The organism is Pseudidiomarina sp. WS423 (genome assembly GCF_050750165.1).
GTDB classification, from domain to species: Bacteria; Pseudomonadota; Gammaproteobacteria; order Enterobacterales; family Alteromonadaceae; genus Pseudidiomarina; species Pseudidiomarina fusca.
Genome location: NZ_JBOJLN010000003.1, coordinates 21,183 through 46,912, shown reverse-complemented (window position 1 = coordinate 46,912; position 25,730 = coordinate 21,183). Strand labels below are relative to the sequence as shown.

The 25,730-nt window shown below is 49.3% G+C and carries 33 protein-coding genes; 17 read left to right on the top strand and 16 right to left on the bottom strand.

Annotated elements, in window-relative coordinates; all coding sequences use genetic code 11:
• The first annotated feature begins 6 nt into the window (after positions 1 to 6).
• The 3 genes from ACQ661_RS04520 to dolP are packed head-to-tail and all read left to right on the top strand — an operon-like array spanning position 7 to position 1,508.
• Positions 7 to 357, top strand: coding sequence for a YraN family protein (locus tag ACQ661_RS04520; protein ID WP_153826435.1), 351 nt, complete (start codon positions 7 to 9; stop codon positions 355 to 357).
• A 9-nt stretch (positions 358 to 366) separates the two neighbouring features.
• Entirely contained in the window at positions 367 to 948 is a 582-nt protein-coding gene (locus tag ACQ661_RS04515; protein WP_228759495.1) for an SIS domain-containing protein, read from the top strand.
• Entirely contained in the window at positions 945 to 1,508 is a 564-nt protein-coding gene (gene dolP, locus ACQ661_RS04510) for a division/outer membrane stress-associated lipid-binding lipoprotein (RefSeq protein WP_110075965.1), read from the top strand. The genes ACQ661_RS04515 and dolP overlap by 4 nt, the downstream gene beginning before the upstream one ends.
• Positions 1,509 to 1,621: 113 nt before the next feature.
• On the opposite strand, the gene ACQ661_RS04505 is transcribed toward dolP, so the two are convergent.
• From ACQ661_RS04505 to zapE, 9 genes are all read right to left on the bottom strand, one after another.
• A complete protein-coding gene (locus ACQ661_RS04505) occupies positions 1,622 to 2,119 on the bottom strand; it encodes a ClpXP protease specificity-enhancing factor (protein WP_153826436.1) in 498 nt (165 codons plus the stop codon).
• 11 nt (positions 2,120 to 2,130) lie between these two features.
• Positions 2,131 to 2,760: a stringent starvation protein SspA gene (gene sspA / locus ACQ661_RS04500; protein WP_153826437.1), complete on the bottom strand. Its 630-nt coding sequence runs from the start codon at positions 2,758 to 2,760 to the stop codon at positions 2,131 to 2,133.
• Between the two features lie 17 nt (positions 2,761 to 2,777).
• Positions 2,778 to 3,524, bottom strand: coding sequence for a cytochrome c1 (locus tag ACQ661_RS04495; RefSeq protein WP_431667728.1), 747 nt, complete (start codon positions 3,522 to 3,524; stop codon positions 2,778 to 2,780).
• A complete protein-coding gene (locus tag ACQ661_RS04490; RefSeq protein ID WP_153826439.1) occupies positions 3,524 to 4,786 on the bottom strand; it encodes a cytochrome b in 1,263 nt (420 codons plus the stop codon). Before ACQ661_RS04490 ends, ACQ661_RS04495 begins: the two co-directional genes overlap by 1 nt.
• Complete coding sequence (gene petA / locus ACQ661_RS04485) at positions 4,786 to 5,376, bottom strand: ubiquinol-cytochrome c reductase iron-sulfur subunit (protein WP_110075969.1); 591 nt, start codon at positions 5,374 to 5,376, stop codon at positions 4,786 to 4,788. Before petA ends, ACQ661_RS04490 begins: the two co-directional genes overlap by 1 nt.
• A gap of 212 nt (positions 5,377 to 5,588) precedes the next feature.
• Entirely contained in the window at positions 5,589 to 5,981 is a 393-nt protein-coding gene (rpsI, locus tag ACQ661_RS04480) for a 30S ribosomal protein S9 (protein WP_110075970.1), read from the bottom strand.
• 17 nt (positions 5,982 to 5,998) lie between these two features.
• A complete protein-coding gene (rplM, locus tag ACQ661_RS04475; RefSeq protein WP_110075971.1) occupies positions 5,999 to 6,427 on the bottom strand; it encodes a 50S ribosomal protein L13 in 429 nt (142 codons plus the stop codon).
• A 200-nt stretch (positions 6,428 to 6,627) separates the two neighbouring features.
• The gene (locus tag ACQ661_RS04470) at positions 6,628 to 8,187 is read right to left on the bottom strand and encodes a Na/Pi cotransporter family protein (RefSeq protein WP_431667726.1); all 1,560 of its coding nucleotides are present in this window, start codon (positions 8,185 to 8,187) and stop codon (positions 6,628 to 6,630) included.
• A complete protein-coding gene (zapE, locus tag ACQ661_RS04465) occupies positions 8,184 to 9,296 on the bottom strand; it encodes a cell division protein ZapE (RefSeq protein ID WP_162014532.1) in 1,113 nt (370 codons plus the stop codon). The genes ACQ661_RS04470 and zapE overlap by 4 nt, the downstream gene beginning before the upstream one ends.
• Positions 9,297 to 9,388: 92 nt before the next feature.
• Between zapE and ACQ661_RS04460 the strand changes: the two genes are divergently transcribed.
• From ACQ661_RS04460 to ACQ661_RS04450, 3 genes are all read left to right on the top strand, one after another.
• Positions 9,389 to 9,850 carry a YhcB family protein gene (locus ACQ661_RS04460; protein WP_153826443.1) on the top strand — a complete coding sequence of 154 codons (462 nt, stop codon included), beginning with the start codon at positions 9,389 to 9,391 and terminating at the stop codon, positions 9,848 to 9,850.
• A 240-nt stretch (positions 9,851 to 10,090) separates the two neighbouring features.
• Complete coding sequence (locus ACQ661_RS04455) at positions 10,091 to 11,446, top strand: DegQ family serine endoprotease (protein WP_431667725.1); 1,356 nt, start codon at positions 10,091 to 10,093, stop codon at positions 11,444 to 11,446.
• Positions 11,447 to 11,575: 129 nt separating this feature from the next.
• Positions 11,576 to 12,628, top strand: a complete 1,053-nt coding sequence (locus ACQ661_RS04450; RefSeq protein WP_431667724.1) for a trypsin-like peptidase domain-containing protein — start codon at positions 11,576 to 11,578, stop codon at positions 12,626 to 12,628.
• A 75-nt stretch (positions 12,629 to 12,703) separates the two neighbouring features.
• On the opposite strand, the gene murA is transcribed toward ACQ661_RS04450, so the two are convergent.
• From murA to ACQ661_RS04415, 7 genes are read right to left on the bottom strand one after another with little or no spacing between them, the layout of a single operon-like run.
• A complete protein-coding gene (murA, locus tag ACQ661_RS04445; protein ID WP_110075975.1) occupies positions 12,704 to 13,960 on the bottom strand; it encodes a UDP-N-acetylglucosamine 1-carboxyvinyltransferase in 1,257 nt (418 codons plus the stop codon).
• A 12-nt stretch (positions 13,961 to 13,972) separates the two neighbouring features.
• The gene (locus ACQ661_RS04440; RefSeq protein WP_416380901.1) at positions 13,973 to 14,230 is read right to left on the bottom strand and encodes a BolA family protein; all 258 of its coding nucleotides are present in this window, start codon (positions 14,228 to 14,230) and stop codon (positions 13,973 to 13,975) included.
• Positions 14,231 to 14,237: 7 nt separating this feature from the next.
• Entirely contained in the window at positions 14,238 to 14,603 is a 366-nt protein-coding gene (locus tag ACQ661_RS04435; protein WP_313932867.1) for an STAS domain-containing protein, read from the bottom strand.
• Positions 14,604 to 14,651: 48 nt separating this feature from the next.
• The gene (locus ACQ661_RS04430; protein WP_153826448.1) at positions 14,652 to 15,317 is read right to left on the bottom strand and encodes an MlaC/ttg2D family ABC transporter substrate-binding protein; all 666 of its coding nucleotides are present in this window, start codon (positions 15,315 to 15,317) and stop codon (positions 14,652 to 14,654) included.
• Between the two features lie 10 nt (positions 15,318 to 15,327).
• Positions 15,328 to 15,795, bottom strand: a complete 468-nt coding sequence (mlaD, locus tag ACQ661_RS04425) for an outer membrane lipid asymmetry maintenance protein MlaD (RefSeq protein WP_110075979.1) — start codon at positions 15,793 to 15,795, stop codon at positions 15,328 to 15,330.
• Between the two features lie 5 nt (positions 15,796 to 15,800).
• Positions 15,801 to 16,577 carry a lipid asymmetry maintenance ABC transporter permease subunit MlaE gene (mlaE, locus tag ACQ661_RS04420; RefSeq protein ID WP_110075980.1) on the bottom strand — a complete coding sequence of 259 codons (777 nt, stop codon included), beginning with the start codon at positions 16,575 to 16,577 and terminating at the stop codon, positions 15,801 to 15,803.
• A complete protein-coding gene (locus ACQ661_RS04415) occupies positions 16,567 to 17,406 on the bottom strand; it encodes an ATP-binding cassette domain-containing protein (RefSeq protein ID WP_153826449.1) in 840 nt (279 codons plus the stop codon). Before ACQ661_RS04415 ends, mlaE begins: the two co-directional genes overlap by 11 nt.
• 205 nt (positions 17,407 to 17,611) lie before the next feature.
• Here ACQ661_RS04415 and ACQ661_RS04410 point away from each other — a divergent pair, with 205 nt between their 5' ends.
• From ACQ661_RS04410 to mgtE, 11 genes are read left to right on the top strand one after another with little or no spacing between them, the layout of a single operon-like run.
• The gene (locus ACQ661_RS04410; RefSeq protein ID WP_110075982.1) at positions 17,612 to 18,607 is read left to right on the top strand and encodes a KpsF/GutQ family sugar-phosphate isomerase; all 996 of its coding nucleotides are present in this window, start codon (positions 17,612 to 17,614) and stop codon (positions 18,605 to 18,607) included.
• A complete protein-coding gene (gene kdsC / locus ACQ661_RS04405; protein ID WP_418055311.1) occupies positions 18,607 to 19,182 on the top strand; it encodes a 3-deoxy-manno-octulosonate-8-phosphatase KdsC in 576 nt (191 codons plus the stop codon). The genes ACQ661_RS04410 and kdsC overlap by 1 nt, the downstream gene beginning before the upstream one ends.
• Positions 19,179 to 19,754: an LPS export ABC transporter periplasmic protein LptC gene (lptC, locus tag ACQ661_RS04400; protein ID WP_153826450.1), complete on the top strand. Its 576-nt coding sequence runs from the start codon at positions 19,179 to 19,181 to the stop codon at positions 19,752 to 19,754. Before kdsC ends, lptC begins: the two co-directional genes overlap by 4 nt.
• Complete coding sequence (lptA, locus tag ACQ661_RS04395; RefSeq protein WP_153826451.1) at positions 19,711 to 20,253, top strand: lipopolysaccharide transport periplasmic protein LptA; 543 nt, start codon at positions 19,711 to 19,713, stop codon at positions 20,251 to 20,253. Before lptC ends, lptA begins: the two co-directional genes overlap by 44 nt.
• Positions 20,250 to 20,975: an LPS export ABC transporter ATP-binding protein gene (lptB, locus tag ACQ661_RS04390; RefSeq protein WP_153826452.1), complete on the top strand. Its 726-nt coding sequence runs from the start codon at positions 20,250 to 20,252 to the stop codon at positions 20,973 to 20,975. Before lptA ends, lptB begins: the two co-directional genes overlap by 4 nt.
• Before the next feature lie 8 nt (positions 20,976 to 20,983).
• Positions 20,984 to 22,363: an RNA polymerase factor sigma-54 gene (locus ACQ661_RS04385; protein ID WP_431667852.1), complete on the top strand. Its 1,380-nt coding sequence runs from the start codon at positions 20,984 to 20,986 to the stop codon at positions 22,361 to 22,363.
• 27 nt (positions 22,364 to 22,390) lie between these two features.
• Entirely contained in the window at positions 22,391 to 22,678 is a 288-nt protein-coding gene (gene hpf, locus ACQ661_RS04380) for a ribosome hibernation promoting factor (RefSeq protein ID WP_110075986.1), read from the top strand.
• Between the two features lie 3 nt (positions 22,679 to 22,681).
• Positions 22,682 to 23,128 carry a PTS IIA-like nitrogen regulatory protein PtsN gene (gene ptsN, locus ACQ661_RS04375; protein WP_110075987.1) on the top strand — a complete coding sequence of 149 codons (447 nt, stop codon included), beginning with the start codon at positions 22,682 to 22,684 and terminating at the stop codon, positions 23,126 to 23,128.
• 29 nt (positions 23,129 to 23,157) lie between these two features.
• Complete coding sequence (rapZ, locus tag ACQ661_RS04370; RefSeq protein WP_110076029.1) at positions 23,158 to 24,024, top strand: RNase adapter RapZ; 867 nt, start codon at positions 23,158 to 23,160, stop codon at positions 24,022 to 24,024.
• Between the two features lie 27 nt (positions 24,025 to 24,051).
• A complete protein-coding gene (locus tag ACQ661_RS04365) occupies positions 24,052 to 24,330 on the top strand; it encodes an HPr family phosphocarrier protein (RefSeq protein ID WP_153826455.1) in 279 nt (92 codons plus the stop codon).
• 37 nt (positions 24,331 to 24,367) lie between these two features.
• The gene (gene mgtE, locus ACQ661_RS04360) at positions 24,368 to 25,729 is read left to right on the top strand and encodes a magnesium transporter (protein ID WP_110075989.1); all 1,362 of its coding nucleotides are present in this window, start codon (positions 24,368 to 24,370) and stop codon (positions 25,727 to 25,729) included.
• The last annotated feature ends 1 nt before the right edge of the window (position 25,730 follow it).

Sequence of the window (25,730 nt, the reverse complement as noted above, 5' to 3'; positions counted from 1 at the left end):
CAAGGAATGTCAAAACAACAAGATGGCGGTTTAGGGGAGGCTCTGGCGCTTGAATATTTGGAGGGTCAAGGCTTACACTTGGTCACCAAGAATTTTCGTTGTGAGATGGGCGAAATTGACCTCATTTTAAAAGAGGGCAAGACTTTTGTGTTCGTAGAAGTTAAAGTTCGCGCAGACGAAACTTTTGCTTCTGTATTGGAACAAATAAAGCCCCAGCAATGTCAACGAATACGACGCTGCGCGCAGTTTTTTTTAATCACCGAAGGGTTAAACGAACATTATACGTCGATGCGTTTTGATGTGGTTGCACTAGTAAGCGATTACAACTCAATGCAATGGCTACCCGATGCTTTTTAAGAGGCTTACATGGATCCCATGCAAGAGCAGATAAAAACCTTATTTACCGAAGGTATTCAGACCCAAATAGCGGCCGCGGATCAGTTGCAAGAGCCGTTGCAGCGCGCTGCTGAATTGCTGGTGGCCACCTTGCTTAGCGGCCAGAAAATCTATTGCTGCGGTGAGGGCATGGCCCATGCCACCTCACGGCATTTTGCCCACATTATGCTCACCGGCTTGAGTTTTGAGCGGCCGCCGTTTCCTGTTACCAGCCTGCATGCAGATTTTGGTGCCAATGATCATCAAGCGGTATTTGCACAGCAATTACAAGCTGTCGGCCAAGCCAATGATGTGGTGCTGGTGCTTAGTGCGGGCGCACGCGCACCGCGCACCGCTCGAGCGCTAGAAGCAGCCCTCGGACGTAACATGCTGATTGTAGCTATTACGCAAGAGGGCGATCATGACATTGCTGGGTTATTAGGCCCCGACGACGTGGAAATTAGAATACCCACGACGAATATCGCTCGGGCGAGTGAACACCTATTACAAACCGTAAATATGCTTTGCAGTTTAGTTGAACATCAAATTTTTCCACAGGAGATGGATGAATGAAGCGCTATCAAGCACTCTTAGCAGCTGCCACCTGCAGTATCATGTTGAGCGGTTGTGCCGCAGCCTTAGTTGGCGCCACCGCGGTAGGTATTTCAGCCGCTACGGATAGTCGTAGCTTAGGTACGCAGTTGGACGATCAAACCATCGAACTGCGAGTGATTCGTAAGCTCAAAGGTGATAGCCGTTTGGATGACACGCGCATTCAGGTAGTGGCGTTTAATCGTTCGGTGCTGTTGTTAGGCCAAGTCAGCGATAGCTCTTTGTATGATTTAGTCAATCACTTAGTGCGCAACACCGAGGGTGTTAGCAAGGTCCATAATGAATTACGTATTGCGCCTGTTATCGATGTGGCACAAATCAGTAAAGACACTTGGATCACCAGTAAAATTAAGGCCCAGTTAGTTGCTGATGAGAACGTGAAAGCAGTGCACATTAAGGTGATCACAGAGAATAATGAAGTGGCGTTGATGGGTTTAGTTAGCCCAGAACAAGCTCGCCAAGCCATTGATATTGCCCGCAACGTTAGCGGTGTTACGCAGGTCATTGACGCTTTTCAATAAGCGGTTAACGGCGTTGTGGCGTTCGGATAAATAAAAAGGCGACACCAAGGTCGCCTTTTTTGTCTTTGTCTGATGGGCTAGTTAACGCCGCTTACTTGCCGCTTACTTGCCGCTTATTTAATTACGCGAAGATGAGAACGTTTGGCCGCCTTATTTTTCGCGTTAGCATCGGCGTTAGAGTCAGCCTTACCACTACTAGCAGAATCTTCACTAGAAGCTAGGCTAATGGCGTCACCCTCAACATCATCATCCCCAGCTTGCTCTTCTGCTGCGAGTTCTGCAGCAATCCAAGCCTCGTAGGCAGGCTCCGCTTCAAACATGGTACCGGCACCATTCTCGCGGGCGTATAAGGCCACTACGGCGGCCATGGGCACCACTACATGATGAGGTTTACCAGAGAAGCGCGCATGAAAGCTAATTTGCTCATTCGAGATAGCAAACTGGCCAACAGCAGTAGGCGTGATGTTCAGAATGATCTGGCCATCTTCAACAAACTCCCACGGTAATTGGCAATGGGGCACCGTTGCCGCGACCACCAAGTGGGGGGTGAGTTGATTATCCAGTAGCCAATCGTAAATCGCCCGTACTAGGTACGGGCGACGAGGGGTCATAACCGGCTCACTCACCGGCCTAACTCACGTTCACTGTCAGTCAGTGATTCTTGGAAAGAGTCGCGTTCAAAAACCCGTACCATATAGGCTTTTACCGCTTTCGCACCGGTACCTTCAAGTTCGATGCCATAGCTAGGCAAACGCCATAACAGCGGAGCTAGGTAGCAATCAACTAAGCTGAACTCTTCGCTCATAAAGAACGGCGTATCAGCAAAGATAGGGGCTAACGCTAAAATACCTTCACGCAATTCTTGGCGCGCCGCGTCCGCATTCTTGCCACCAGCAAGAATGGTATCAGCGAGCGCATACCAATCACGATCAATACGGTACATCATCAAGCGGCTGGTACCACGGGCTACCGGGTACACTGGCATCAATGGCGGATGCGGAAAACGCTCATCTAGATACTCCATGATGATGTGGGCGTTATACAACACCAACTCACGGTCTAGTAAAGTCGGTAACGCATCAGCGTATGGGTTTAGCTGAATTAAGTCTTCCGGACGATTGTCTGGATCGACATAAATTATCTCTACGCCCACTCCTTTTTCCGCTAATACGATTCGGGCTTGATGACTACGTAAGTCATTTTGGCCCGAGAATAAGGTCATTACCGACCGTTTGTTTGCCGCAACCGACATATTACTCTCCATCAAACTTACTTCACGTCTCTGAAGAATTCGCGCTTAAGTAGCACTGCGAATACTAAGAAGACCAATAAGAAACCGAAGACATACCAACCGATTTTGCGTTGTTGCAACATCATCGGCTCGCCGGTGTAGACCAAAAAGTTAGTCAGGTCTAGCATGGCTTGGTCGTACTCAGCTTCTGTTAGCATGCCGCTGCCATCAGTTTTGATGCCAACGTACACATTTTTCATTTCACCGTCGATAAGCTTAGCTTCGGTAGTTTTGCGTGGCACACCTTGCAACTCTTGCAACACGTGCGGCATACCTACGTTAGGGAAGACGGTATTGTTTACGCCAAACGGACGGGTCTCATCTACGTAGAACGAACGTAGATAGGTATAAATCCAGTCAGCGCCACGTACCCGTGCAACCAAAGTTAAATCAGGTGCTGCAGTACCAAACCAGTTACCAGCATCTTCAGTGGCCATCGCGTTGGTGATTAAATCACCTACTTTCTCGCCAGTGAATTGCAAGTTCTCAATACCCAAGTCTTCAGGGATCTCAAGATCTTTGAAGGTGCGGTTATAACGCTGGTATTGCATTGAGTGACAACCCAAGCAGTAGTTCATGAACAATTGTGCGCCGCGTTGCATGGACGCTTTGTCATGCATGTCTACTTCTGCTTTATCGAGGGGTACTGTCGGGCCAGCCGCTAAAGTTGCGACCGACCACAGTGATGCTGCTACCAGCAGAGTATTTTTAAGAAGCTGTTTCATCACTTAGTAATCCTCTCTGGAACTGGTTTTGTGTTTTCGTTTTTGCTGTAGAAGAACAGCAGTACGAAGAACGCAAAATACAAGAAAGTGAACACTCGAGCAAAGAAGGTATAAACCTCAGTTGCCGGCTTCAAGCCTAAGTAACCCAGTGCAATAAAGCTGATTGCAAATACCGTTAGGTTAAATTTGTGGAAGCCACTACGGTAGCGCACTGAACGCACTTTACCGCGGTCTAACCATGGCAATACAAACAAGGCTACGATTGCACCGAACATCAAGATAACACCTAATAACTTATCTGGTACCGCACGCAAAATCGCATAGAACGGCGTGAAATACCAAACGGGTGCAATGTGCGCTGGTGTTTTCAGTGGGTTCGCAGCTTCAAAGTTCGGTGGCTCTAGGAATAGGCCGCCCATGGCTGGAGCAAAGAAAATCACGTAGCAGAAGAAGAACAAGAAGATAGCTACACCCACCAAATCTTTCACGATGTAATACGGGAAGAATGGGAAAGCATCAACAATGTCGTACTTCTTGGTGAAGCGCTCATGGAACTGGAACTTCGGCTTCTCAGACTCAGGTACAGACCCTTTTGGCTTCTTAATCGAAATACCTTCTGGGTTGTTCGAGCCAACTTCGTGTAAGGCGATAATGTGTAAGAACACCAAAATCACTAACACTAATGGCAGCGCGATCACGTGTAAGGCAAAGAAGCGGTTTAGGGTAGCGCCGGAGATAACATAGTCACCCCGAATCCATAGGGTTAAATCATCGCCAACAAACGGAATAGCACCGAACAGCGAGATGATAACCTGAGCACCCCAGTAAGACATTTGACCCCATGGTAACAGGTAGCCCATAAAGGCTTCTGCCATTAACACCAAGAAGATCAGCATACCGAACACCCATAGTAATTCACGAGGTTTCTGGTAAGAGCCGTACATCATGCCGCGGAACATGTGCAAATACACCACCACGAAGAAGGCGGAAGCACCCGTTGAGTGCATGTAACGTAGCAACCAACCGTATTCAATGTCACGCATGATGAATTCAACAGAAGCAAACGCGCCTTCTGCAGAAGGAACATAATTCATGGTTAACCATACCCCGGTAAGGATTTGGTTAACTAACACCAACGTTGCTAGCACCCCGAAGATGTACCAGAAGTTGAAGTTTTTCGGAGCTGGATATTGCGCTAAGTGGATATTCCACGTTTTGGTCATCGGAATGCGTTCGTCAAACCAGGCGATGAGTTTGTTCATTAGGCTTGCTCCCCGTCTTCACCCACCAAGATGGTTGTGTCATTGATGTAGTAATGAGGTGGAACCACTAGGTTGTATGGTGCTGGAACACCTTGGAACACGCGGCCAGCAATATCAAAGGTTGAACCGTGACATGGGCAGAAGAAACCTGATTTAGCTTCTTCAATGTAGTCACTGAAGCCAACATCTAAGAATTGCGGTGAGCAACCTAAGTGGGTACAAATACCAACGGCCACAAAGAATTCTTCTTTGCGTGAGCGATGCAAGTTCTTGGCATACTCTGGCTGTTGTGGTTCATCAGAATTTGGGTCACGTAAACGGTCGTTAACCGCTTCTAACGATGCCAACATTTCAGGGGTACGACGTACCACCCAAACTGGCTGGCCTCGCCATTCAACACGAATCAATTGACCCGGCTCGGCTTTTCCAATGTTCACTTCCACTGGGGCACCCGCGTTTTTGGCTTTCTCACTTGGGTTCCATGATGCAATGAAAGGAACGGCAACGCCAACCGCACCAGCAGCCCCGACAACAGATGTCGCGACAGTTAGGAAACGACGGCGGCCTTTATCTACAGGCGCATTGCTCATCCACTTACTCTCCGTTTGGACGCTTCACGAAACTTAGCCGTGAAGTCAGTAATTAGCTACTGCTTAGGTTCCCATTAAGACGAATGATGCTCGTTTTAAGGGAATCGGCAAAAAATGCCTTCAGATGATAAAGAAATACCCTGATTTTTACAAGGACAAAGACAAAAAACCCGGCACAAAGGCCGGGTTTTTGACGTACTCGAGATTTCGAATTAACGCTTCGAGAACTGAGGACGTTTACGTGCTTTGTGCAAGCCGACTTTCTTACGTTCAACTTGACGTGCGTCACGAGTAACGTAACCTGCACGACGTAAGTCACCACGTAGGGTTTCGTCGTATTGCATAAGTGCGCGAGTGATACCGTGACGCACTGCGCCAGCTTGACCACTTGAACCACCACCTTTAACAGTGATGTATAAGTCGAATTTTTCAACCATGTCTACTAACTCAAGCGGTTGACGAACAACCATACGAGCAGTTTCACGACCAAAGTATTCTTCTAAAGTGCGGTTGTTGATGCTGATGTTGCCGCTGCCTGGACGCAAGAAAACACGTGCAGTAGAGCTTTTGCGACGACCAGTACCGTAGTATTGATTCTGTGCCATGTTGTTAATGCTCCGTCTTAAATTTCAAGTTGTTTAGGCTGCTGAGCAATATGGTTATGCTCTGCACCTGCGTATACTTTCAGTTTACGGAACATGGCACGACCCAATGGACCACGAGGTAACATACCTTTCACCGCTTTCTGAATTACCATTTCTGGCTTCTTAGCAATCAACTTCTCGAAGTTGATTTCTTTGATACCACCTGGGTAACCCGTGTGTGAATAATACATTTTGTTCTGTGCCTTACGGCCAGTAACAGCCACTTTCTCAGCGTTTACGATGATGATGTAATCACCAGTGTCTACGTGAGGAGTGTATTCAGGCTTGTGCTTACCACGTAAGCGACGAGCTACTTCAGTAGCCAAACGACCTAAGGTTTTACCTTCGGCGTCAATAACATACCAGTCACGTTGTACAGTTTCTGGTTTTGCAACAAATGTACTCATTGGAAACTTACTCTTTTTTTAAGGTTCACGACAGTAGTTCCGGGCTTCCCCGCGAACCACAACAACCGTTGTGGTTAATTGCCACATAGCGGTTAGTTGTACCTGTAACGTGGGCTGCGCGGATTATAGGGAAAAGGGGTTAAAAGATCAACAACCCAGTGTAGATGTTTTTTACCTTGCCTAACACCGGCCAAGTTAAGCTAGCTACCCACCTGCAACGCCTTTACTAATTCAGCACTACGCTCCCATTTGCTCGCCAACTGCACCAACTGGGCGCCGCGCGTGGGCGCTAATTGATCCGCAGCAATTTGCTGTAACCACTGCTGGCGTTGCTGTTGCCGACTCTGTTGGATCTGTTGCACACCTTGTTGCCATTCAGCGTCGCTGCGAGTGGCCATATCCGCACCATTCAAAAAGGCCAACAGCTGTGCTCGCCACTGGTGGTTCAAGCTGGCATCCAGCAGTTCTGGTGATGCGGCCTTAAACGCCTCAACCAACTGTCGTAAATCCACTAAACGCCCATGGTTACTGTGCAACTGGGCTAACGCCAAAGCTTCTGCTCCAGTAAGGTTTTGTTCACCAAGTTTACTGATGTAGCGGTATATGTGTTCCAGTAACTCCCCGGTCGCTATATCTTCGACATGACTGACATCGTCTTCGCTATCGCGTAAAAACGTGCGCAGACGCATGATGTATTGGCGCAACACCCGCTGCTGCTCTTGTTGCGCGGCAGCAATCCCCATAGCCGGAACCTGTAGCACCGTTTTATCCAAAAAGCGCGGCTGACCCGAACGTATCGGTGGTAATTTGTACCAGCTCTCTACCCGGCTAAACAGACGATTATCGATTAACCGCATCAAGCCTAAGCCAAGCACGTTAAATAAAGTATGAAAAACGGCTAGGCCCGCACTGATGTTGGCGACGTCGTTGCCGCCAGATAGCCAAGCTGACACCCACCACAGTGGTACTAGCAGCAACAATGCCACAGCACCAGTGAGGGCATTCATCACCACGTGCACAGCCGCTAAACGTTTGGCGTGGGCCGTAGCGCCAATAGCCGCCAACAGCGCTGTTACCGTGGTGCCAATATTCGCCCCAATCACCACTGCGGCACCAGCTAACGGACTGAAAACACCGGTAGCAGAGGCGGTAAGTACGATGGCTAAAGCCGCTGACGAGGATTGCACTAAAGCGGTCAAAATAACCCCTGCAAGCACGGCTAATAGCACCCCACCAACACCACTAACCTCAAGTTGCGCAACGGGCAACAAAGGTACTAATTGGGTGAAAGCTTCGCGTAAGGTATCGAGGCCCACAAACAATACCCCAAACCCTGCTACCGCTGTCCCTATGTGGGCGGCAATGGAGTTTTGTTTGACTAAGCGGGTTAACATCCCTAAGCCGATCAAAGGCCAAGCAATCACTGCAATATTCAGCTTCAAGCCAATCAAGGCCACAATCCATGCGGTCATGGTGGTGCCGACGTTACTACCAAACACCACCCAAGCAGCCTGCCGTAACTTCAACATGCCCGCGTTAGTAAAACCTAACAACGCCACCACTACCGCACTGGACGACTGCACAATAGCGGTCACGGTGAAGCCAGAAATAGCAGCCCTTAAGCGGGTTTGGGTGGTGCGCTCTAAAAAGCTCTGGAGGTGGCTACCAGCGGCGGCTCGCAAGCCGTCGGTCAGCATTTGCATGCCCAACAGCAAGAGCCCTAAGCCACCCAAGGCAATGGCGAGGTCGGCAAAACTCATGGTTTGTGCGCCATCGCTAAATATTCATGGCTTTGCATTTCTTGTAAGCGGCTAACACAGCGGCGGTACTCAAACGTTAATTTGCCTTCGCTATAGAGTTGCTCCAACGGCACCGCCGCCGAGATAATAAGCTTGACGCGGCGTTCGTAAAATTCATCGACCAAAGCCAAGAAGCGGCGGGCGGCATCATCGTTATGGCCTCCTAGTTGGGGCACATCACTGATCAGCACCGCATGATAAAGCTGAGCAATTTCAATGTAATCATTTTGCGAACGCGGGCCGCCACAAATGGCATTAAAATCAAACAGCACCACATCGTCACATTCCATCCGTACCACGATGTCGCGTTGATTAATGGCAATCGCATGCAAATTTTGTTCGGCCCGGTTACAGTGATCAGGCGCTAGTTCAGTAAAATATTGCTGAAGTTTTGCATCAGCGCTGGAGTCTGCTGGGGTTAAGTAAATTTCCGCGCGAGTTAAAGTACGCAAGCGGTAGTCGATACCGCTATCCACATTGATGACCTCGCAGTGCTCTTTGATTAAGGCTATTGCGGGTAGAAAACGCTGTCGCTGTAAACCATTACGATAAAGTTCATCGGGCACTATGTTGGACGTTGCCACCAGCACCACGTCGCGCTTGAAGAGCTCTTGCATGAGTGTCCCCAAAATCATGGCATCGGTGATGTCTTGCACAAAAAACTCATCAAAACACAGCACTCGGGCCTCGGCGGCCAGCTTGTCAGCAATAATCGGCAGCGGATCGCTACGGCCTTTGAGTTGCTTTAACTCGTCATGCACGCGATGCATAAAACGATGAAAATGCACCCGCATTTTTTGCTCAAATGGCAAGGTATCAAAGAAGGTATCCACCAAGTAGGTTTTACCACGACCCACGCCGCCCCAGAAATAGATGCCTTGCGGGGCCGCTTGAGTGCCACCAAGCAGGCCTTTAAGGCGCCCAAGTATACCCTTGGATTGCTGCTGTTGATGAACTACGACCAGTTGTTCATACAACCGCTGCAATGCTTCTACAGCCTTGCGCTGCGCCGCATCTGGGGTGAAATTACCGGAAGCCAAATCAGCCTCATATTTACTCATTGGGGTGATGTTTTGCGTTGTCACTACCACTTTGACCCTGATCTAGATTATGCTATGGGTTATCAGTTTATCACGTGATACGTGTTTTATAAGGAGTTTTTATGAGCTGGATTATTGGCATTTTGTTAGTCGCAGTAGGTGCCATCATTGGCTTTTTTGTGGCGCGTTATTGGCTGAGCAATCATTCTGACGAGGCCGAACTCACTGAGCAAGTGACCCAGACTAAACAGCAACTAGCTGATTATCGTCAAGAAGTTGCCGATCATCTTGCCACTGCTCAAGCCTTGGTGGGGCAACTAGAAGAGACTCAAGCCAAACTCAAAAGCTACTTGCATCACAGTGCTGACTTGCTTCAGCGCGAACAATTGCAGCCCAGCTTGCCATTTTTTTCAGAAGATACCGTGCGTCAGTTACGCATGGCCAACCAGAGTAAGCAGGAAAAGCGCCGCAGTGATGACCGACCAGCGGCAGACATGCCGCGTGATTACAGCGATTCTCATTCAGGTTTATTTTCTGGTAAAGCTGCTACGAGCAAGTCTACGGCCAAAGAGAGCACCGACTAATTCTAGGTACCGTCATTCCTCTCCCAAAGTAGCCGGCAAATTTGTTGCCGGTTACATCTTGAAACACCTGCCAGCTGAACTTATTTCTGTTTAGCGAGTCATTATCTTCGTTATCAGTAGCTATTTTGCTACAACTTTACCATTTGTTGTTATGTGGAAATCACAACCGGCACAACGTAATCGCTGACGCGCTCGCTCTAGGTTAGTCATTATGTTTGGGTCAACATAGGAGTACAGTGAATGAAGACAAAATTTTTGGCGGTAGTGGCGTCCGTAGCGCTAGCAAGCTCAGTTGCTATAGCTCCAGCTACAGCTAGCATCCCATTTTTTGGGAAAAGTGATGAAACCCCTACCCTAGCGCCGATGCTGGAAGAAGTCACCCCAGCGGTGGTGAATATCTCAGTAAAAGGTAAACGTGAAGTGCGGCAGCGGGTGCCTGACATGTTTCGGTTTTTCTTTGGCCCCAATGGCCCACGTGAACAAGTTCAAGAACGGCCATTTCAAGGCTTAGGTTCGGGCGTGATTATCGATGCCGAAGCCGGTTACGTCGTCACCAATAATCACGTGATTGACGGTGCCAGCGAAATTTTAGTCACCCTTAAAGACGGGCGACAATTTGATGCAAAAGTGATTGGCACTGATGATCGTTCAGACATTGCCCTGCTAAAAATTGAAGATGGCGAAGACCTGACGGATATAAAAATTGGTACCTCATCTGATTTGCGTGTAGGTGACTTTGTAGTGGCTATCGGTAACCCCTTCGGGCTTGGCCAAACAGTAACCTCAGGCATTGTTAGTGCGTTAGACCGTAGCGGCTTAGGCATTGAAGAAGTAGAAAACTTTATTCAAACCGATGCAGCTATTAACAGCGGTAACTCAGGTGGTGCCTTGGTGACGCTAAAAGGCGAGCTGATTGGCATCAACACTGCAATTCTAGGCCCTAACGGCGGCAATATCGGCATAGGTTTTGCGATTCCGTCAGATATGATGAAGAACTTAGTGGCACAGCTGATTGAATTTGGTGAGGTGCGCCGTGGTGTGCTGGGTGTGCGTGGCAACGACTTAACTCATGACATCGCCAAAGCATTGAAATTAGATGCCAACCAAGGTGCCTTTATTGGTGAAGTCATTGCCGACAGCGCTGCGGCCAAAGCTGGCTTAAAATCTGGTGACGTAATTATCGCCGTGAATGGCGATACCATTCGCACCTTTGCTGATTTAATTGCTCGCGTGGGTACCATCGGCGCTGGCAAGGAAATGAAGATTACGGTATTGCGCGATGGCAAAAAACGTGACTTTAAAGTGACCTTAGTGGCTGATGATACTGCGGTCGTCGCAGCCACCTTGCACCCGGCCCTGGCTGGTGTCGAGCTGGCAGCAAACGATAATGGTGGGGTGGTAATCACCAGCATTGAGGAAGGTTCTGTGGCGGCTCGCTATGGCTTGCGCAAAGATGACGTGATCATGGCCGTTAACCGCACCCCGGTAAGCTCAATCAGTGAGTTACGCCAAGCCTTTAATGACGCTGGGCCAGTGGTTGCCTTGAACTTACGACGCGGTAATACCGAGCTCTATTTGGTGTTGCGCGGCGGCTAAGTCGGATCATTAACTGCACCAAGCAAGTGCAAAAGAAGGCAGCCAGTGCTGCCTTCTTTGCTAATAGGTGTTATTCTTTTAGCTCACTTAACAATAATAACTAGACTCATAGAAAGGCAAACTTCAATCATGACGCTTCGTACAGGGCTCTTCTTTATTGCTCGTTCGGTTATTCTCGGACTTATTGTCGCTGCCCTAGTGATTGTAGCGCTGCCACTACTGCAAAATCCTGCCACCACGCCTTTACAACTGGATAATTCACCGGCTAGCTATGCGACAGCCGTGCGCCGAGCCGCACCTGCGGTGGTGAATATTTACAGCGTGGGTGAAGTGCAGGGCTCGTTTTATTCACGCCGGCCGAGCACGGTCTTTCGATTAGGATCTGGCGTAATTATGGATGACCAAGGTCACATTCTTACTGCCGCTCACGTGGTTGCTAATGTCAGTGAAATTGATGTCGCCCTGCAGGATGGTCGCCAATACAGTGGCCAGGTGATTGGCTTGGATAAAATCAGCGATTTGGCGGTGATTCAGATCCAAGCCGATAACTTACCTGTGATTCCGCAAAATAATCAGTTGCGCACGCAAGTGGGCGATGTGGTGTTGGCTATCGGTAACCCTCTTAATCTCGGGCAGACCATCACGCAGGGGATTGTCAGTGCGAGTGGCGGTCGAATGGGAGTGATTCATAGCCATGCGGATCTCATTCAAATGGATGCAGTGATCAACGAAGGTGCTTCTGGGGGCGCTTTGGTGAATAGCCAAGGCTACTTAGTGGGCATCAATAATGCGCGTTTTCGTGATGCTCGCGGCCAAGGCATTGATGGTATTTATTTTGCTATCCCCTACCCACTTGCCAAAGACATCATGGATACCTTGATTCTCGAGGGTGAAGTGGTACGCGGTTATTTCGGCGTGCAGGTGGGCGGTAACGCCCATTCAGATCCATACAAACAATCGGGTATTTATGTCACCGGGGTGGACCCTAACAGTCCTGCGGATCAAGCCGGCTTGCAAGCCGACGATTTTATTATTGAGATTGATGGTAACCCCATGTCATCGGCTGCAGAAGGCTTAGCATTAGTTGCCAAGACCCGCCCAGGTACTGTGGTTGAGGTTCGCTATTTACGAGCCAATCAAGAATTTACCACACAGGTGACTATCACCCGCTTAGCGGATTAAGCCGTATAAAAAAGCCACAGCTGTTGCTGTGGCTTCTTCGTTGCAGTCATGGATTCTAGTGTCTTGACTCTAGTATTAAGCAATCCGCTGAATATTAGCGCCTAACCCCTGCAGTTTCTTTTCAATGGCTTCATAACCGCGATCAATGTGGTAAATACGCTCCACCACCGTCTCACCTTTGGCTACTAAACCCGCAATCACCAACGAGGCTGAGGCGCGTAAATCCGTACACATCACCTGCGCACCAGTCAGCTCTGCAACCCCTTTAGAAATCGCAGTGTTACCTTCCAGCTCAATATTGGCGCCCATGCGACGTAGTTCGGGCACGTGCATAAAGCGGTTTTCAAAAATAGTCTCGCGCACCCAACCGGTGCCATCCGCGATGGCATTCAAGGCACAAAACTGCGCCTGCATGTCGGTTGGGAAAGCTGGATGTGGTGCCGTCACAATAGTCACTGGCTGCGGCCGCGTTGGCGCTTGCAAACGAATCCAATCAGCGCCTTTGGTGATAGTCGCACCCGCTTCGGTTAGCTTTTTCAACACTGCATCCAGCATGGTTGGGTCGGTGTTCCGGCAGGTAACATCGCCACCCGTAGCTAACGCAGCTACCAAAAAGGTCCCTGTTTCAATCCGGTCTGGCTGAATGCTATAGCTGCCACCATGTAACCGCTCTACCCCATGTATGGTAATGGTATCCGTACCAGCGCCACGAATATCAGCGCCCATAGCATTTAAAAAGCGGGCGAGATCAACCACTTCGGGCTCGCGCGCCGCATTTTCAATCACAGTCACGCCGTCAGCTAAGGTCGCCGCTGCCATCAAGTTTTCAGTACCAGTCACACTCACCATATCCATCAATAAGGTCGCACCGCGTAACCGACCATCGACCTTGGCATGGATGTAACCGTTTTCCACGGTAATGGTGGCGCCCATCTGGCGTAGCCCTTCAATGTGCAAGTTAACCGGGCGAGCACCTATCGCACAGCCTCCTGGCAACGACACTTGGGCTTCGCCAAACTTACTGAGCAGCGGCCCCAAAACCAAAATAGAAGCACGCATGGTTTTCACCAAGTCGTAACTAGCTACGTGATGATGTAGACCTTGTGGCTGAATTTCGTAGCTGTTAGGCCCCAATGCAGTGTTGGTAACGCCCAGTTCAGCTAATAATTTCAAGCTCGTGCGGACATCCTGTAAGGCTGGCACATTAGTTAAGGTAACGGGCTCTGACGGTAAGATAGCCGCCATTAAGATGGGGAGCGCCGCATTTTTGGCGCCCGAGATGACCACCTCACCCTGCAGCGAGGTGCCGCCTTGAATCACTAGTTTTTGCATTGCTGAGTCCTATTAGCTCAGCATCGCGAGTTTCTTCTCACGCTGCCATTCAGTTGGGGTATAAGTTTTGATAGAGACCGCGTGTAACTCACCGCTAGCGATAATCGCTTTTAATGGCGCATAAACCACTTGCTGTTTTTTCACCCGTGATAGCTCAGCAAATAGCTCACCAACCACGGTAATGTTGGCATGGCCGCCGTCTAATTTAACCAACACTTCGTCTACAGATAGGGCATCGGTGATCAAGGTTTGAATCGATTCAGTTGTAATCATAGTCTCAACGTTTTTTGGCAATAGATGAATGGCTTACTTTCACTTTGGTTGGGGTTGTCGTTGGCCCGGCAAAGGGCACATCTAGCACTTCAGCAACACCACTAACACTAATAATAGCGCGTAGCTGGGGGCTGGCTCCAACAATACTGAGCTCGCGCTGTTGTAAGCCAACCTGCTTTTTGGCATTCACCAGCATCGCAACCCCAGCGGTATCTACCTTAGTTACCTCGGTTACATTCAACACCACATGGTCACGCGCATTCAGCCATTGTTGGCGTTCTTGCCACACCGGCGGTACCGTGTCGCGGGTTAACTCGCCGCTAAATTGCACTGCGTTGTGTGCATCAATGGTCCACTGACAGTTACTCATGAGGGTGCTCCTTCGGTACTTACTCGCGGCCTTGGCCATGCCTACTGGTTATTCGGCATTCTCTTGGTCGTTAGCGGTAATCGGCTGCTGCGCTTTGTCGCGCAATAAACTAATGGTTCCGTCAATGCCGCGGCTACGAATCACACCACCAATTTCAGTTTGCTTACTATTTAACAAGCTCACGCCTTCTACTACGAGGTCAAAGGCTTGCCAGATATCTTGGTTGTTATCAAAGCGCATTTTAAAATCCATGCGCACTGGTGGACGGCCTTGCTCAATCAAGCGAGTATTCACCACAACCATGCGGCTACCCGCATCAAAGCGACCCGCATCACCAAACTGAATGGTATGTTTGGTTTCGTCATATTGAGTAAAGGCACGCGCATAAGTGGCAATCAAATACTCACGAAACACGCTATAAAACTCTCGCCGTTGCTCTTCAGTGGTTTCGGTTAGGTTACGGCCTAGCACCCGCTTCGCAGCATAAACATAATCTACGTACGGCATCATTTCTTCACGGATAACCACGCGAACATAGTCAATATCTGCATCAATTTTGCTGCGATCTTGCTCAATACGCTCGAGCGTTTTGTTGGCTACTTTCTCTAATAACACGTAAGGGTTATCTTCGCGAATCAGCTCATCGGCTGCCGCCGGAGCGATAGCAACAGCTGCCATCAAAGAAAACCAAATACTTGCGATTAATTGCTTCATGCTTTACTCCTTAATCATTACCCTGACTAAACAGGAACTGCCCGATCAAGTCTTCCAATACCAAGGCCGACTTAGTGTCGTAAATGCGATCACCGTCTTCTAACATTTGTACGGTGTCATCGATAAAGCCTGGATTAAGACCAATATACTGCTCGCCTAATAATCCAGAAGTTAAGATTGAGACCGATGTGGTGTCAGAAAATTCATTGTATTGTTTGCTAATCACCATTTCGACCAGAGGCTCGTAGTAATCACCATCAAGGGTGATCTTGCTCACTCGGCCTACAACCACACCACCTACTTTAACTGGCGAGCGCTCTTTTAAACCGCCGATATTATCAAACTTGGCATACAAGCGATAAGTTTCACCCGCAGTGGCAACATTGGTATTAGCTGCCTGTAAGCCTAGAAACAACAACGCCAACACACCGATAATGACAAACAAACCAACTGCTAACTGAGTATTTCTCGATTCCATAGTGATCATCCAAACATCAAAGCGGTTAAAACAAAATCTAGCCCAAGTACGGCTAACGAGGCAGTGACCACAGTCGAAGTGGTGGCCTTACTAATACCTACCGAGGTGGGCGTGCAGTTAAAGCCTTTGTGCAGCGCTATCCAAGTAACTACAAAAGCAAACACCACGCTTTTGATGATGCCATTCATAATATCATGGCCCCATTCAACGTTAGCTTGCATCACCGACCAAAAAGCGCCGTCGTCGACGCCTAACCAGCGCACGCCAACCAAGTAGCCGCCATAAATACCCACGGCAGAAAACACCGCAGCTAGAATTGGCATACTGTATAAGCCGGCCCAAAAACGTGGGGCAATCACGCGGCGCAGCGGATCTACGGCCATCATTTCTAAACTGGATAATTGCTCAGTGGCTTTCATTAAGCCAATTTCTGCGGTTAGTGCCGAGCCAGCCCGCCCTGCAAACAGCAAAGCAGTGACTACCGGCCCTAATTCACGCAACAAGGATAGCGCTACCATGGGCCCCAACGACTGTTCGGCGCCAAAATCCACCAAAATGGTATAGCCTTGCAAGCCCAGCACCATGCCGATAAAGAGTCCGCTGACCACAATAATAATCAGCGACATCACTCCAACCGAGTACATTTGCTGCATCAGCAACGGCCAAGATTTGCGTAACTGCGGTTTGCCAACCAAGGCTCGGGTGAGCATGATTAACGCCGCCCCTGCGCCAGCAATACTATTGAGGGTAGCTTGGCCGAGGGCAGCAACTTTATTTAGCATCGCCAGCTCCTAATAATTCGTCGGCCAAGGTCGGTGCACGGTAATGGAAAGGCACCGGACCATCAGCTTCGCCGTGTAAAAATTGATGCACCAAGGCATTATCTGAATTTAATAATTGTTCTGGCGTACCGTGCCCAACCACTTGTTTGTCGGCAATGATGTACACGTAATCGGCAATCGTAAGAACTTCTTCAACATCGTGGGTGACGATGATGCTCGTCAACCCGAGCGACTCGTTCAACTCTTTGATCAGCTTGATTATCACGCCCATCGAAATAGGATCTTGGCCGGCAAAGGGCTCATCATACATGATCAGCTCTGGGTCTAACGCTATTGAACGCGCCAAGGCAGCCCGCCGCGACATACCGCCAGACAACTCCGCTGGCATCAAATGCCGAGCGCCACGCAAACCTACCGCCTCTAATTTTAGCAGCACAATGGTTTCAATCAGTTCCTCTGACAGCCGGCTATGTTCACGTAGCGGAAAGGCAATGTTGTCGTACACTGTCATGTCGCTGAACAAGGCACCGCTTTGAAACAACATGCTCATGCGTTTGCGTAATTGATACAATTCGCTGCGCTTGAGGCTAGGAATGTTTTGCCCGGCAAAGCGAATCTGCCCCTGTTGCGGGCGTAGTTGGCCACCAATTAGGCGCAACAAGGTTGTTTTGCCAATGCCGCTAGGACCCATCACCGCAGTAATCTTACCGCGCGGGATGGCCATCGACAGGCCTTCGTATAAATTGTGAGTACTGTGATTGTAGTGAAAATAGATGTCATCTATCTCAACCAAGTGCTCGGGATTACCCTCGAGAGTAGTGGTTAGCATGCGAAGATAGTCTCCTTTACGTGACCGCCTAGTTTACCCGATTTCGTCAAGAATCCCCACCAAAAAGCTGTAAAATTTGTGACAAATCGTTATCAGTGGTCACATTACGTCTGCAAAGAAGAAAACGATCGGGTATTATTGCGTTATTACATTGTCATCATTAACTTGTCATCTACTTTGGCTGCACTAGCATATGAGGCCCAACATGACCGAACACAACCCGACCACGACCAGCAAACAGACGTTTGCCGCGCTTGGCCAACGAGTCATTGATATCGAAACCGACGCGGTGCGTGGATTAAGCCGTTTTCTTGATGAGAATTTTGCTACTGCTTGCGAGTTACTGTTGGCATGCCAAGGCCGGGCGATTGTGATTGGTATGGGTAAATCGGGCCACATTGGCGGTAAAATTGCCGCAACCTTAGCCTCCACCGGTACTCCCGCCTTTTTTGTGCACCCTGGCGAAGCTAGCCACGGTGACCTCGGCATGATTACCGAGCAGGATGTGGTGATCGCCATTTCTAACTCCGGTGAAACAGCTGAAGTGCTTAGCATTGCGCCATTAATTAAACGGCGCGGCGTCAAGCTCATTTCCATGACAGGTAATCCACGCTCAACCCTAGCCGAGCTCTCTGACGTGCATGTGTGCATCGCAGTTGAACAAGAGGCCTGCCCGTTAGGTTTGGCGCCAACCTCCTCCACTACTGCCACCTTAGTGATGGGCGATGCGTTGGCGGTAGCGCTGCTGCATGCGCGCGGCTTTACTGCCGATGATTTTGCCATGTCGCATCCTGGTGGCAGCTTGGGCCGACGGTTGTTACTGCACATCCATGATGTGATGCACGCGGGTGAGCGCACCCCGCTGGTCAATCAGCATGTAACTATCAGCGCCGCCTTGTTAGAAATGTCACGCAAAGGTCTGGGCATGACAGGTATCACTGACGACCAAGGCCGCTTAGTGGGTATTTTTACCGATGGTGATTTGCGCCGTATTTTAGATCAGCGGATTGATTTGCATACCACCGCGATTGCCCAAGTGATGACGCCAAACCCCATTACCATAAAGCCCGATGTGCTTGCTGCACAGGGATTAAAATTAATGGAAGACCGAAAAATCAACGGGCTATTTGTGGTGGATGAGCAGGGCTTTGCCCAAGGCGCCTTGAACATGCACGATCTGTTAAAAGCAGGAGTCCTCTAATGAGTTTTGGTCACGCAACCCCAGCCATGATTAGTACTTGGTACGGTGATATCGAAAGCCTGCTGATGGATAAATTCGCCCAAATCAAACTGGTCATTTTTGATGTGGATGGCGTGTTTTCAGACGGCCGTATCTATTTAGGCAACCAAGGTGAAGAGCTTAAAGCTTTTCATACCCGCGATGGGTTTGGGGTGAAAGCACTTCTTAACGCCGGCATCAAGGTGGCGGTTATCACCGGACGCCGTTCAGCACTGGTGGAAAACCGCATGCGCGCGCTAGGCGTCAGCGATATTTATCAGGGCCAAGAAGATAAGCTCAGCGCCTACCAGCAGTTGGCGGAGAAATATCAGTTAACGGATCAGGCCATCGCCTGCATGGGTGATGACATACCTGACCTCGCGATGCTGCAGCAGTGTGCAGTGGCCGTAGCGCCTCACGATGCCCATCCCTTTGTGCAGCAACACGCGGTTTATGTGACCTCGCAGCGCGGCGGCTTTGGTGCCGTACGTGAGCTGAGTGATCTGATTTTACTTAGCCAAGGACAATTGCAACTGCACGGTGGAGTCAGTTTATGACCCGTAATCTTGTGGTGATTATCGCCATTATCTTTGCCACCCTAGCGCTGTTGGTGTGGCGTCCTTTTGGAGATCAAGACCTCACCGATGAACCTGCTGGCTATCGCGAGATCAAGCCTGATTTTACCGCCCAGGGCCTGATTGTGCGGGTTTACAGTGAGGATGGTACCTTAGCGCATCGGATTGCTGCAGAAAAAATGACCCATTACAGCCCGATCGGCTTGACCGAGTTAGATCAGCCGACCTACATTGTGCACACTCGTGATGGTGGTCCGGTGTGGCAGGTGGCAGCCGAGGCTGGCTCTTTTTATGGCGACAAAAGCTTGGTGTTAGAACGTAATATTTTAATGCGTAGCTTAACCGCCGAAGATTTTTTAGAACGGGTTGAAACCAGCTACCTAACCATTGATACTTTGGCCGAAACCATGACGACTGAGCAAGCGGTGGTGATGTACGGTCGTGATTTTACTATTCGAGGCGAAGGCATGCATGCTAACTTACGCGCTCAAACTCTGGAACTAACGAAACATGTTGAAACCATTTATACCGGCCGCCACACTAATTCTCAGTAGTCTTGTGCTAACTGCTGCATTATTCTCTAACGCAGCACTTAGCCAAGGCAAAGATGACTTTAATCAGCCCATTCGCATCAATGCTGAGCGCGATTGGGTTGATATTGCTAATAAAATTGTGGTGTTTGAACGTAGCGTCATCATCGAGCAAGGTAGTTTAAAAATCACCGCTGACAAGTTATCAGTAGAGCGTGAAGGTGAGGCCGAAGATGCTGTGTTTATCGCTGAAGGGGCGCCGGCGGTTTATACCCAACAATTGGAAGACGGTAGTGTTATCACCGCCAAGGCCAACCAAATCATTTATGACCAAGCGCAACAGTTACTGACGTTGCGGGGGAATGTTGAAGTTGCGCAAGGAAACAGCGTCAGTCGTGGTGGAGAGATGGTTTATAACTTTGCTACACAGCAAATGACCACGCGTGGTGACAAAGATACCGACCGCGTAACCACCATCTACATGCCGAAACAACAAGACGATAAAAACAACGAGCAACCATGAGCCGATTAGTAGCTGAACATTTAGCCAAATCTTATAAAAAACGCCAAGTTGTTAAAGACGTTAGTTTGACTGTTGAAGCAGGCCAAGTGATTGGCTTGCTGGGCCCTAATGGCGCCGGTAAAACCACGACTTTCTATATGATTGTTGGCTTAGTGAATAACGACAAAGGCCTGATTAAATTAGACGACCGTGATATCTCGTTATTACCTATGCATGAACGCGCTCGCCTTGGGATTGGCTATTTACCCCAAGAATCCTCCATCTTTCGTAAGCTGACGGTGCGCGATAATATTTTGGCGATACTCGAAACCCGCAAAGAACTATCTGCGGCCCAGCGTGAAGATAAACTTGATAGCTTGCTGGAAGAGTTTCATATCAGCCATATCGCCAACAGTCTGGGTATGAGCTTGTCTGGGGGGGAACGACGCCGGGTTGAGATTGCTCGGGCGTTGGCGGCTGAGCCTAAGTTTATCCTGTTGGATGAACCCTTTGCTGGGGTTGACCCGATTTCCGTGCTGGACATCAAGAAGATTATCGAACACCTACGCAAACGTGGTATCGGGGTACTCATTACCGACCACAACGTGCGCGAAACCCTAAGCGTCTGTGAACATGCTTATATTGTTAGCCATGGCGAGCTTATCGCGCAAGGCGATGCCCAAACCATTCTTAATAATCAGCATGTGAAAGACGTGTATTTGGGCGACCAGTTTACGCTGTAGCTATCATGATGAAACAAGGCCTGCAGTTCAAATTTAGTCAACAGCTGAGCATGACCCCACAGCTGCAACAGGCCATCAAACTGTTGCAACTTTCAAGCTTAGAACTGCAGCAAGAAGTGCAACAAGCGCTGGATGAGAACCCCTTGCTTGAGGTGGCCGACCAAAGCGCTGAAGGCGAAACCGATTTAGCTGCTGCCGAGGAGAGCTGGGAACCAAGCTATTCGGCTTCTTTAGGCAGTTCTGGCACAGCTTACGATGGCGAAGACACCCTCTATCAGGGCAGCACCAGTGAGAGTTTGCAAGAGCACTTGTTATGGCAAATGCGACTATCACATTTTTCTCCCCTTGATGAAGCTATTGCCATGCTGTTGATTGATAGCATTGATGAGCGCGGCTACTTAACGGCTGAATTAGAAGAACTGTTGCCAGCGATTCGACAGCAACACCCCGAGCTCATCCAAGTGGACTTAGCCGAAGTCGCCGTGGTGCTCAAACGAATTCAACATTTTGATCCGATTGGCGTTGGCGCTCGCAATGTCCGCGAATGTTTATTAATTCAGCTACGGCATCTTCCTAACGATATTCCCTACCTGAACTTAGCTCTGCAAGCCGTTGACAAGCATTTGCAGTTGCTCGCCCAGCGCGATTATCGCAATCTGGCGCGGCGGTTACGTATTCAAGAAGCCGATTTATGCCAAGTACTAGCGCTGATTCAGCAGCTACAACCGCACCCAGGGGACGGTTTTGGCGCAGGTGATGACGACTATGTGATTCCTGATGTGCTGGTGCGCAAAAAAAATGATCGCTGGACCGTTGAGCTAAATTCGCAAAGTTTGCCTAAACTAAAGGTGAACGAAGATTATGCGGCGCTGCTGCAAAGTGGTTCGCAATCTGAAGAACAACAGTATATTCGGCAGCATACGCAAGCTGCGAAGTGGTTTATTAAAAGCATTGAAAGCCGTAACGATACCTTACTGAAAGTAGCTGCAACCATAGTGCAACGTCAGCAAGGTTTCTTTGAATATGGCCCTGAGGCGATGAAACCTATGGTTCTTGCTGACGTTGCTAACGCAGTAGAGATGCATGAATCAACTATTTCAAGAATAACCACACAAAAGTATATGCATACACCTAAAGGTGTGTTTGAATTGAAGTACTTCTTCTCTAGCCAATTGGCAACGGATAATGGAGAAGATGCTTCTTCTACCGCGATTAGAGCGGTATTGAAAAAGCTAGTTGCTGCGGAGAACCCCAAGAAGCCTCTCAGTGATAGTAAATTAACTGAACTCATGGCCGAACAGGGTATCCAAGTAGCTAGACGGACAATTGCGAAGTATCGTGAGGCCATGAATATTCCGCCCTCGAGCCAACGCAAACGTCTTATCTGAATCTTGGACAAACAGAAGGAAGATGTTATGCAAATTAATCTGACCGGTCATCATATCGAAATTACTGACGCTCTGCGTGACTATGTCGATACCAAGTTTTCTAAGCTGGAACGTCATTTTGACCACATAAATAACGTCCATGTCATTTTAAATGTTGAAAAGTTAACGCAAAAAGCGGAAGCTACGCTGCATTTGAATGGCGGCGAAATTTTCGCTGATTCAGAGCACACCGATATGTATGCGGCTATTGACGGGCTGATTGATAAACTCGATCGGCAGGTTATTAAACATAAAGAAAAGATGAAACGCCACTAAATCATGGATTTATCCACTCTGTTAAGCCCCGACTGCGCTCGCTGCGCAGTCGCGGGAACAAGCAAAAAGAAAGTGCTTGAAATCATCGGCCAACTGGCCGCTTCGCGTCTCTCGGGTACCACCGGTTTTGACGTCTTCGAAAGTCTTCTCAATCGCGAACGATTAGGTAGTACCGGCATCGGGCTGGGGGTTGCTATTCCCCATGGTCGCTTGGCCTCGGCAACTAAGCCGGTGGCTATTTTGCTGACCCTAGAAGAGCCCATCGATTTTGATGCGATTGATAACCAGCCGGTGGATATTGTATTCGCGTTACTGGTGCCAGAAGACTCGCATGAACAGCATTTACAAACCTTAGCAGCCGTGGCCCAGCGTCTGAACGACAAAACCTGCACCCGCGCTTTACGCGATGCCAGCTCAGACCAAGAACTTTATGAACTGTTTGTAAAATGACCGATAGCAGCCTTAATCCCGCAGATAAAATGCAATTGATCATAGTTACCGGCCGCTCCGGCTCCGGTAAAACGATTGCGCTGCGCGTGTTAGAAGATCTTGGTTACTATTGTGTCGACAACCTCCCGATCACCTTGCTTCCTACGTTAGTGCATGCGGTTATTGAGCAGTACAATAAGGTGGCGGTGAGTGTTGATGTACGTAATATGCCGATTGAAGCCAGTGAGTTAACCGACTCATTGGAGTTTCTGCCTGACCAAATTAAACCTGAAATTCTCTACATTGATTCATCTGAGGCCGTGTTGCTGCGCCGCTTTGCGGAAACCCGCCGCTTACATCCCCTGTCTAAGAATGAGCTGCCGCTAAGTGATGCTCTCCAAGCTGAATTAGCTTTGCTTGAGCCGTTGGCGGAACGAGCAACTTGGCGCATTGATAGTAGCGATTTAAGCGTGCACCAGCTGAGCGAACAAGTGGCCGAGCGCGCCCTGGGTAAGTCAGCGTCACGATTGATTGTGGTTTTCCAATCTTTTGGTTACAAGTATGGTTTACCTAGTGATCTGGACTACGCATTTGATGCCCGAATCCTGCCTAATCCGCATTGGGAGCCCTCGTTAAAGGCCTTGCTCGGTACAGATCCAGCCGTCCAACACTTTTTTCAGCAACAGCCGTTAATGACCAAGTTTATTCATCAGGTAGAAAACTTCTTAGCCACTTGGTTACCCTACTTTCAACGCAGTAACCGTAGCTATCTCACCATTGGCATCGGTTGTACCGGTGGCCAACATCGCTCGGTCTACATTGCCGAGCAGCTAGCAGAACGCTTTCAGGGACAACCTTTCAAGGTGCAAGTGAAACACCGCGAGGCCCCTCGTCACCGTCCTATCAGCCCGCTTTAGCTTTTTAATAGCTAGGAGTTACCCTTTATGCCGACTTGTGTGCGCAAATCAGTCACTATCCGTAACAAACTCGGCTTACACGCACGCGCCGCCACCAAGCTAGCTAAACTCACGCAACAATTTGCCGCCAAGGTGTACATTGTGCAAGAGCAGCAGCAAGTAGATGCCTCCAGTGTGATGTGTTTATTGTTGTTAGCCAGTGGGCAAGGACGGCAAATTGATATCTTAGCTGAAGGTGATGATGCCGAGGCCGCTGTCGCTGCCGTTGCCGAGTTAATCGAATCGCGCTTTGATGAAGAGCAATGATGCGGTAAACTTCTGACATTCACAGGAGTTTTGCAGCATGCTAGTAGAAATCGCCGATAAAGAATTTGCCGAACAGCGCTTACAAGAGGTCACTGAATCTCTTACGCGTGGCATGTACGTGCAAGCTCGGCGCCAGTTGCACAACCTGCCTGCTTGGGATGTTGCCCTGTTACTTGAATCCTCCCCACCTAAAGCACGGGCCATCATTTGGCAATTGGTTGACGCCGACGAGCACGGCGACATCCTTGAAGAATTATCTGAAGAAGTGCAAAAATCCATCATTCGGCAGATGGCGCCAGAGAAATTGGCCGCCGCCACCGAAGGCATGGATACCGATGACCTCGCCTACGTATTACGTGGCCTACCCGAACAGGTCTATCAAGAAGTATTAAAATCGATGGACGAGCAAGATCGCCATCGTGCCGAGCAAGCTCTGTCATACGCCGAAGAAACCGCCGGTAGTATGATGAATACGGATACCATCACCTTACGCCCAGACGTTACCATTGATGTGGTATTACGTTATTTGCGGTTGAAAGGCGAGCTACCTGAGGCTACCGATAAACTGTACGTGGTAAGCCGCGAAGACAAATTTATTGGTGAAATCGGCATTACCCGCTTACTTACCGTTGATCCTAGCCGTTTAGTGAGCGATGTCATGGACCAAGAGGTACAAGGCATTCCGGCAGATATGGACGAAACTGAAGTAGCCAAACTGTTTGAGCGGCAAGATTGGATCTCGGCCCCGGTCATTGACGAAGACAATCGCTTACTCGGTCGTATTACTATCGATGACGTGGTCGACATCATCCGTGAAGATGCCCAGCACTCGATGTTGAGCATGGCTGGTTTAGATGATGACGAGGATACCTTTGCTCCGGTTTGGACCAGTGCTAAGCGCCGCTCGGTATGGTTAGGTGTCAACCTGATCACAGCGCTGCTGGCGGCCATGGTCAGTTCCTTGTTTGAAGATATTTTAGCGCAAATGGCCATCCTCGCTATCCTTAACACCATTGTGCCAAGTATGGGCGGGATTGCCGGTTCACAAACCCTGACCTTGGTCATTCGAGGGATGGCGCTGGGTCATATAGGTGCCAGTAACCAACGTTGGTTGATTGGTAAGGAACTTGCGATTGGCGCTCTTAACGGGGTGATTTGGGCGTTACTGATTGCGGCCGTGGTGGCGATCTGGAAGCAAGACCTTCTGATTGGCGCCATCATCGCCTTTGCGATGATGGCTAACTTACTCGCGGCTGGCTTGGCCGGGGTGACTGTGCCCTTGATCTTGAAGAAGTTTGATATCGACCCTGCACTAGCCGGCGGGGTGATTCTTACCACCGTCACCGACGTGGTCGGTATTTTTGCTTTCTTAGGCACAGCGACGCTACTACTGAGCTAAC

Bases quoted from the DNA above. Each gene is read 5' to 3' on its own strand.
- ACQ661_RS04460 (WP_153826443.1), top strand. From the start codon at position 9,389: ATGAGCTGGATTATTGGCATTTTGTTAGTCGCAGTAGGTGCCATCATT.
- sspA (WP_153826437.1), bottom strand. From the start codon at position 2,760: ATGTCGGTTGCGGCAAACAAACGGTCGGTAATGACCTTATTCTCGGGC.
- ACQ661_RS04410 (WP_110075982.1), top strand. From the start codon at position 17,612: ATGACCGAACACAACCCGACCACGACCAGCAAACAGACGTTTGCCGCG.
- ACQ661_RS04455 (WP_431667725.1), top strand. From the start codon at position 10,091: ATGAAGACAAAATTTTTGGCGGTAGTGGCGTCCGTAGCGCTAGCAAGC.
- ACQ661_RS04520 (WP_153826435.1), top strand. From the start codon at position 7: ATGTCAAAACAACAAGATGGCGGTTTAGGGGAGGCTCTGGCGCTTGAA.
- lptB (WP_153826452.1), top strand. From the start codon at position 20,250: ATGAGCCGATTAGTAGCTGAACATTTAGCCAAATCTTATAAAAAACGC.
- mlaD (WP_110075979.1), bottom strand. From the start codon at position 15,795: ATGGAATCGAGAAATACTCAGTTAGCAGTTGGTTTGTTTGTCATTATC.
- rpsI (WP_110075970.1), bottom strand. From the start codon at position 5,981: ATGGCACAGAATCAATACTACGGTACTGGTCGTCGCAAAAGCTCTACT.
- ACQ661_RS04450 (WP_431667724.1), top strand. From the start codon at position 11,576: ATGACGCTTCGTACAGGGCTCTTCTTTATTGCTCGTTCGGTTATTCTC.
- ACQ661_RS04515 (WP_228759495.1), top strand. From the start codon at position 367: ATGGATCCCATGCAAGAGCAGATAAAAACCTTATTTACCGAAGGTATT.
- ACQ661_RS04495 (WP_431667728.1), bottom strand. From the start codon at position 3,524: ATGAAACAGCTTCTTAAAAATACTCTGCTGGTAGCAGCATCACTGTGG.
- ACQ661_RS04435 (WP_313932867.1), bottom strand. From the start codon at position 14,603: ATGAGTAACTGTCAGTGGACCATTGATGCACACAACGCAGTGCAATTT.
- ACQ661_RS04365 (WP_153826455.1), top strand. From the start codon at position 24,052: ATGCCGACTTGTGTGCGCAAATCAGTCACTATCCGTAACAAACTCGGC.
- ACQ661_RS04385 (WP_431667852.1), top strand. From the start codon at position 20,984: ATGAAACAAGGCCTGCAGTTCAAATTTAGTCAACAGCTGAGCATGACC.
- ACQ661_RS04430 (WP_153826448.1), bottom strand. From the start codon at position 15,317: ATGAAGCAATTAATCGCAAGTATTTGGTTTTCTTTGATGGCAGCTGTT.
- ACQ661_RS04415 (WP_153826449.1), bottom strand. From the start codon at position 17,406: ATGCTAACCACTACTCTCGAGGGTAATCCCGAGCACTTGGTTGAGATA.
- ptsN (WP_110075987.1), top strand. From the start codon at position 22,682: ATGGATTTATCCACTCTGTTAAGCCCCGACTGCGCTCGCTGCGCAGTC.
- dolP (WP_110075965.1), top strand. From the start codon at position 945: ATGAAGCGCTATCAAGCACTCTTAGCAGCTGCCACCTGCAGTATCATG.
- petA (WP_110075969.1), bottom strand. From the start codon at position 5,376: ATGAGCAATGCGCCTGTAGATAAAGGCCGCCGTCGTTTCCTAACTGTC.
- murA (WP_110075975.1), bottom strand. From the start codon at position 13,960: ATGCAAAAACTAGTGATTCAAGGCGGCACCTCGCTGCAGGGTGAGGTG.
- rplM (WP_110075971.1), bottom strand. From the start codon at position 6,427: ATGAGTACATTTGTTGCAAAACCAGAAACTGTACAACGTGACTGGTAT.
- hpf (WP_110075986.1), top strand. From the start codon at position 22,391: ATGCAAATTAATCTGACCGGTCATCATATCGAAATTACTGACGCTCTG.
- lptA (WP_153826451.1), top strand. From the start codon at position 19,711: ATGTTGAAACCATTTATACCGGCCGCCACACTAATTCTCAGTAGTCTT.
- ACQ661_RS04505 (WP_153826436.1), bottom strand. From the start codon at position 2,119: ATGACCCCTCGTCGCCCGTACCTAGTACGGGCGATTTACGATTGGCTA.
- kdsC (WP_418055311.1), top strand. From the start codon at position 18,607: ATGAGTTTTGGTCACGCAACCCCAGCCATGATTAGTACTTGGTACGGT.
- ACQ661_RS04470 (WP_431667726.1), bottom strand. From the start codon at position 8,187: ATGAGTTTTGCCGACCTCGCCATTGCCTTGGGTGGCTTAGGGCTCTTG.
- mgtE (WP_110075989.1), top strand. From the start codon at position 24,368: ATGCTAGTAGAAATCGCCGATAAAGAATTTGCCGAACAGCGCTTACAA.
- rapZ (WP_110076029.1), top strand. From the start codon at position 23,158: ATGCAATTGATCATAGTTACCGGCCGCTCCGGCTCCGGTAAAACGATT.
- lptC (WP_153826450.1), top strand. From the start codon at position 19,179: ATGACCCGTAATCTTGTGGTGATTATCGCCATTATCTTTGCCACCCTA.
- mlaE (WP_110075980.1), bottom strand. From the start codon at position 16,577: ATGCTAAATAAAGTTGCTGCCCTCGGCCAAGCTACCCTCAATAGTATT.
- ACQ661_RS04490 (WP_153826439.1), bottom strand. From the start codon at position 4,786: ATGAACAAACTCATCGCCTGGTTTGACGAACGCATTCCGATGACCAAA.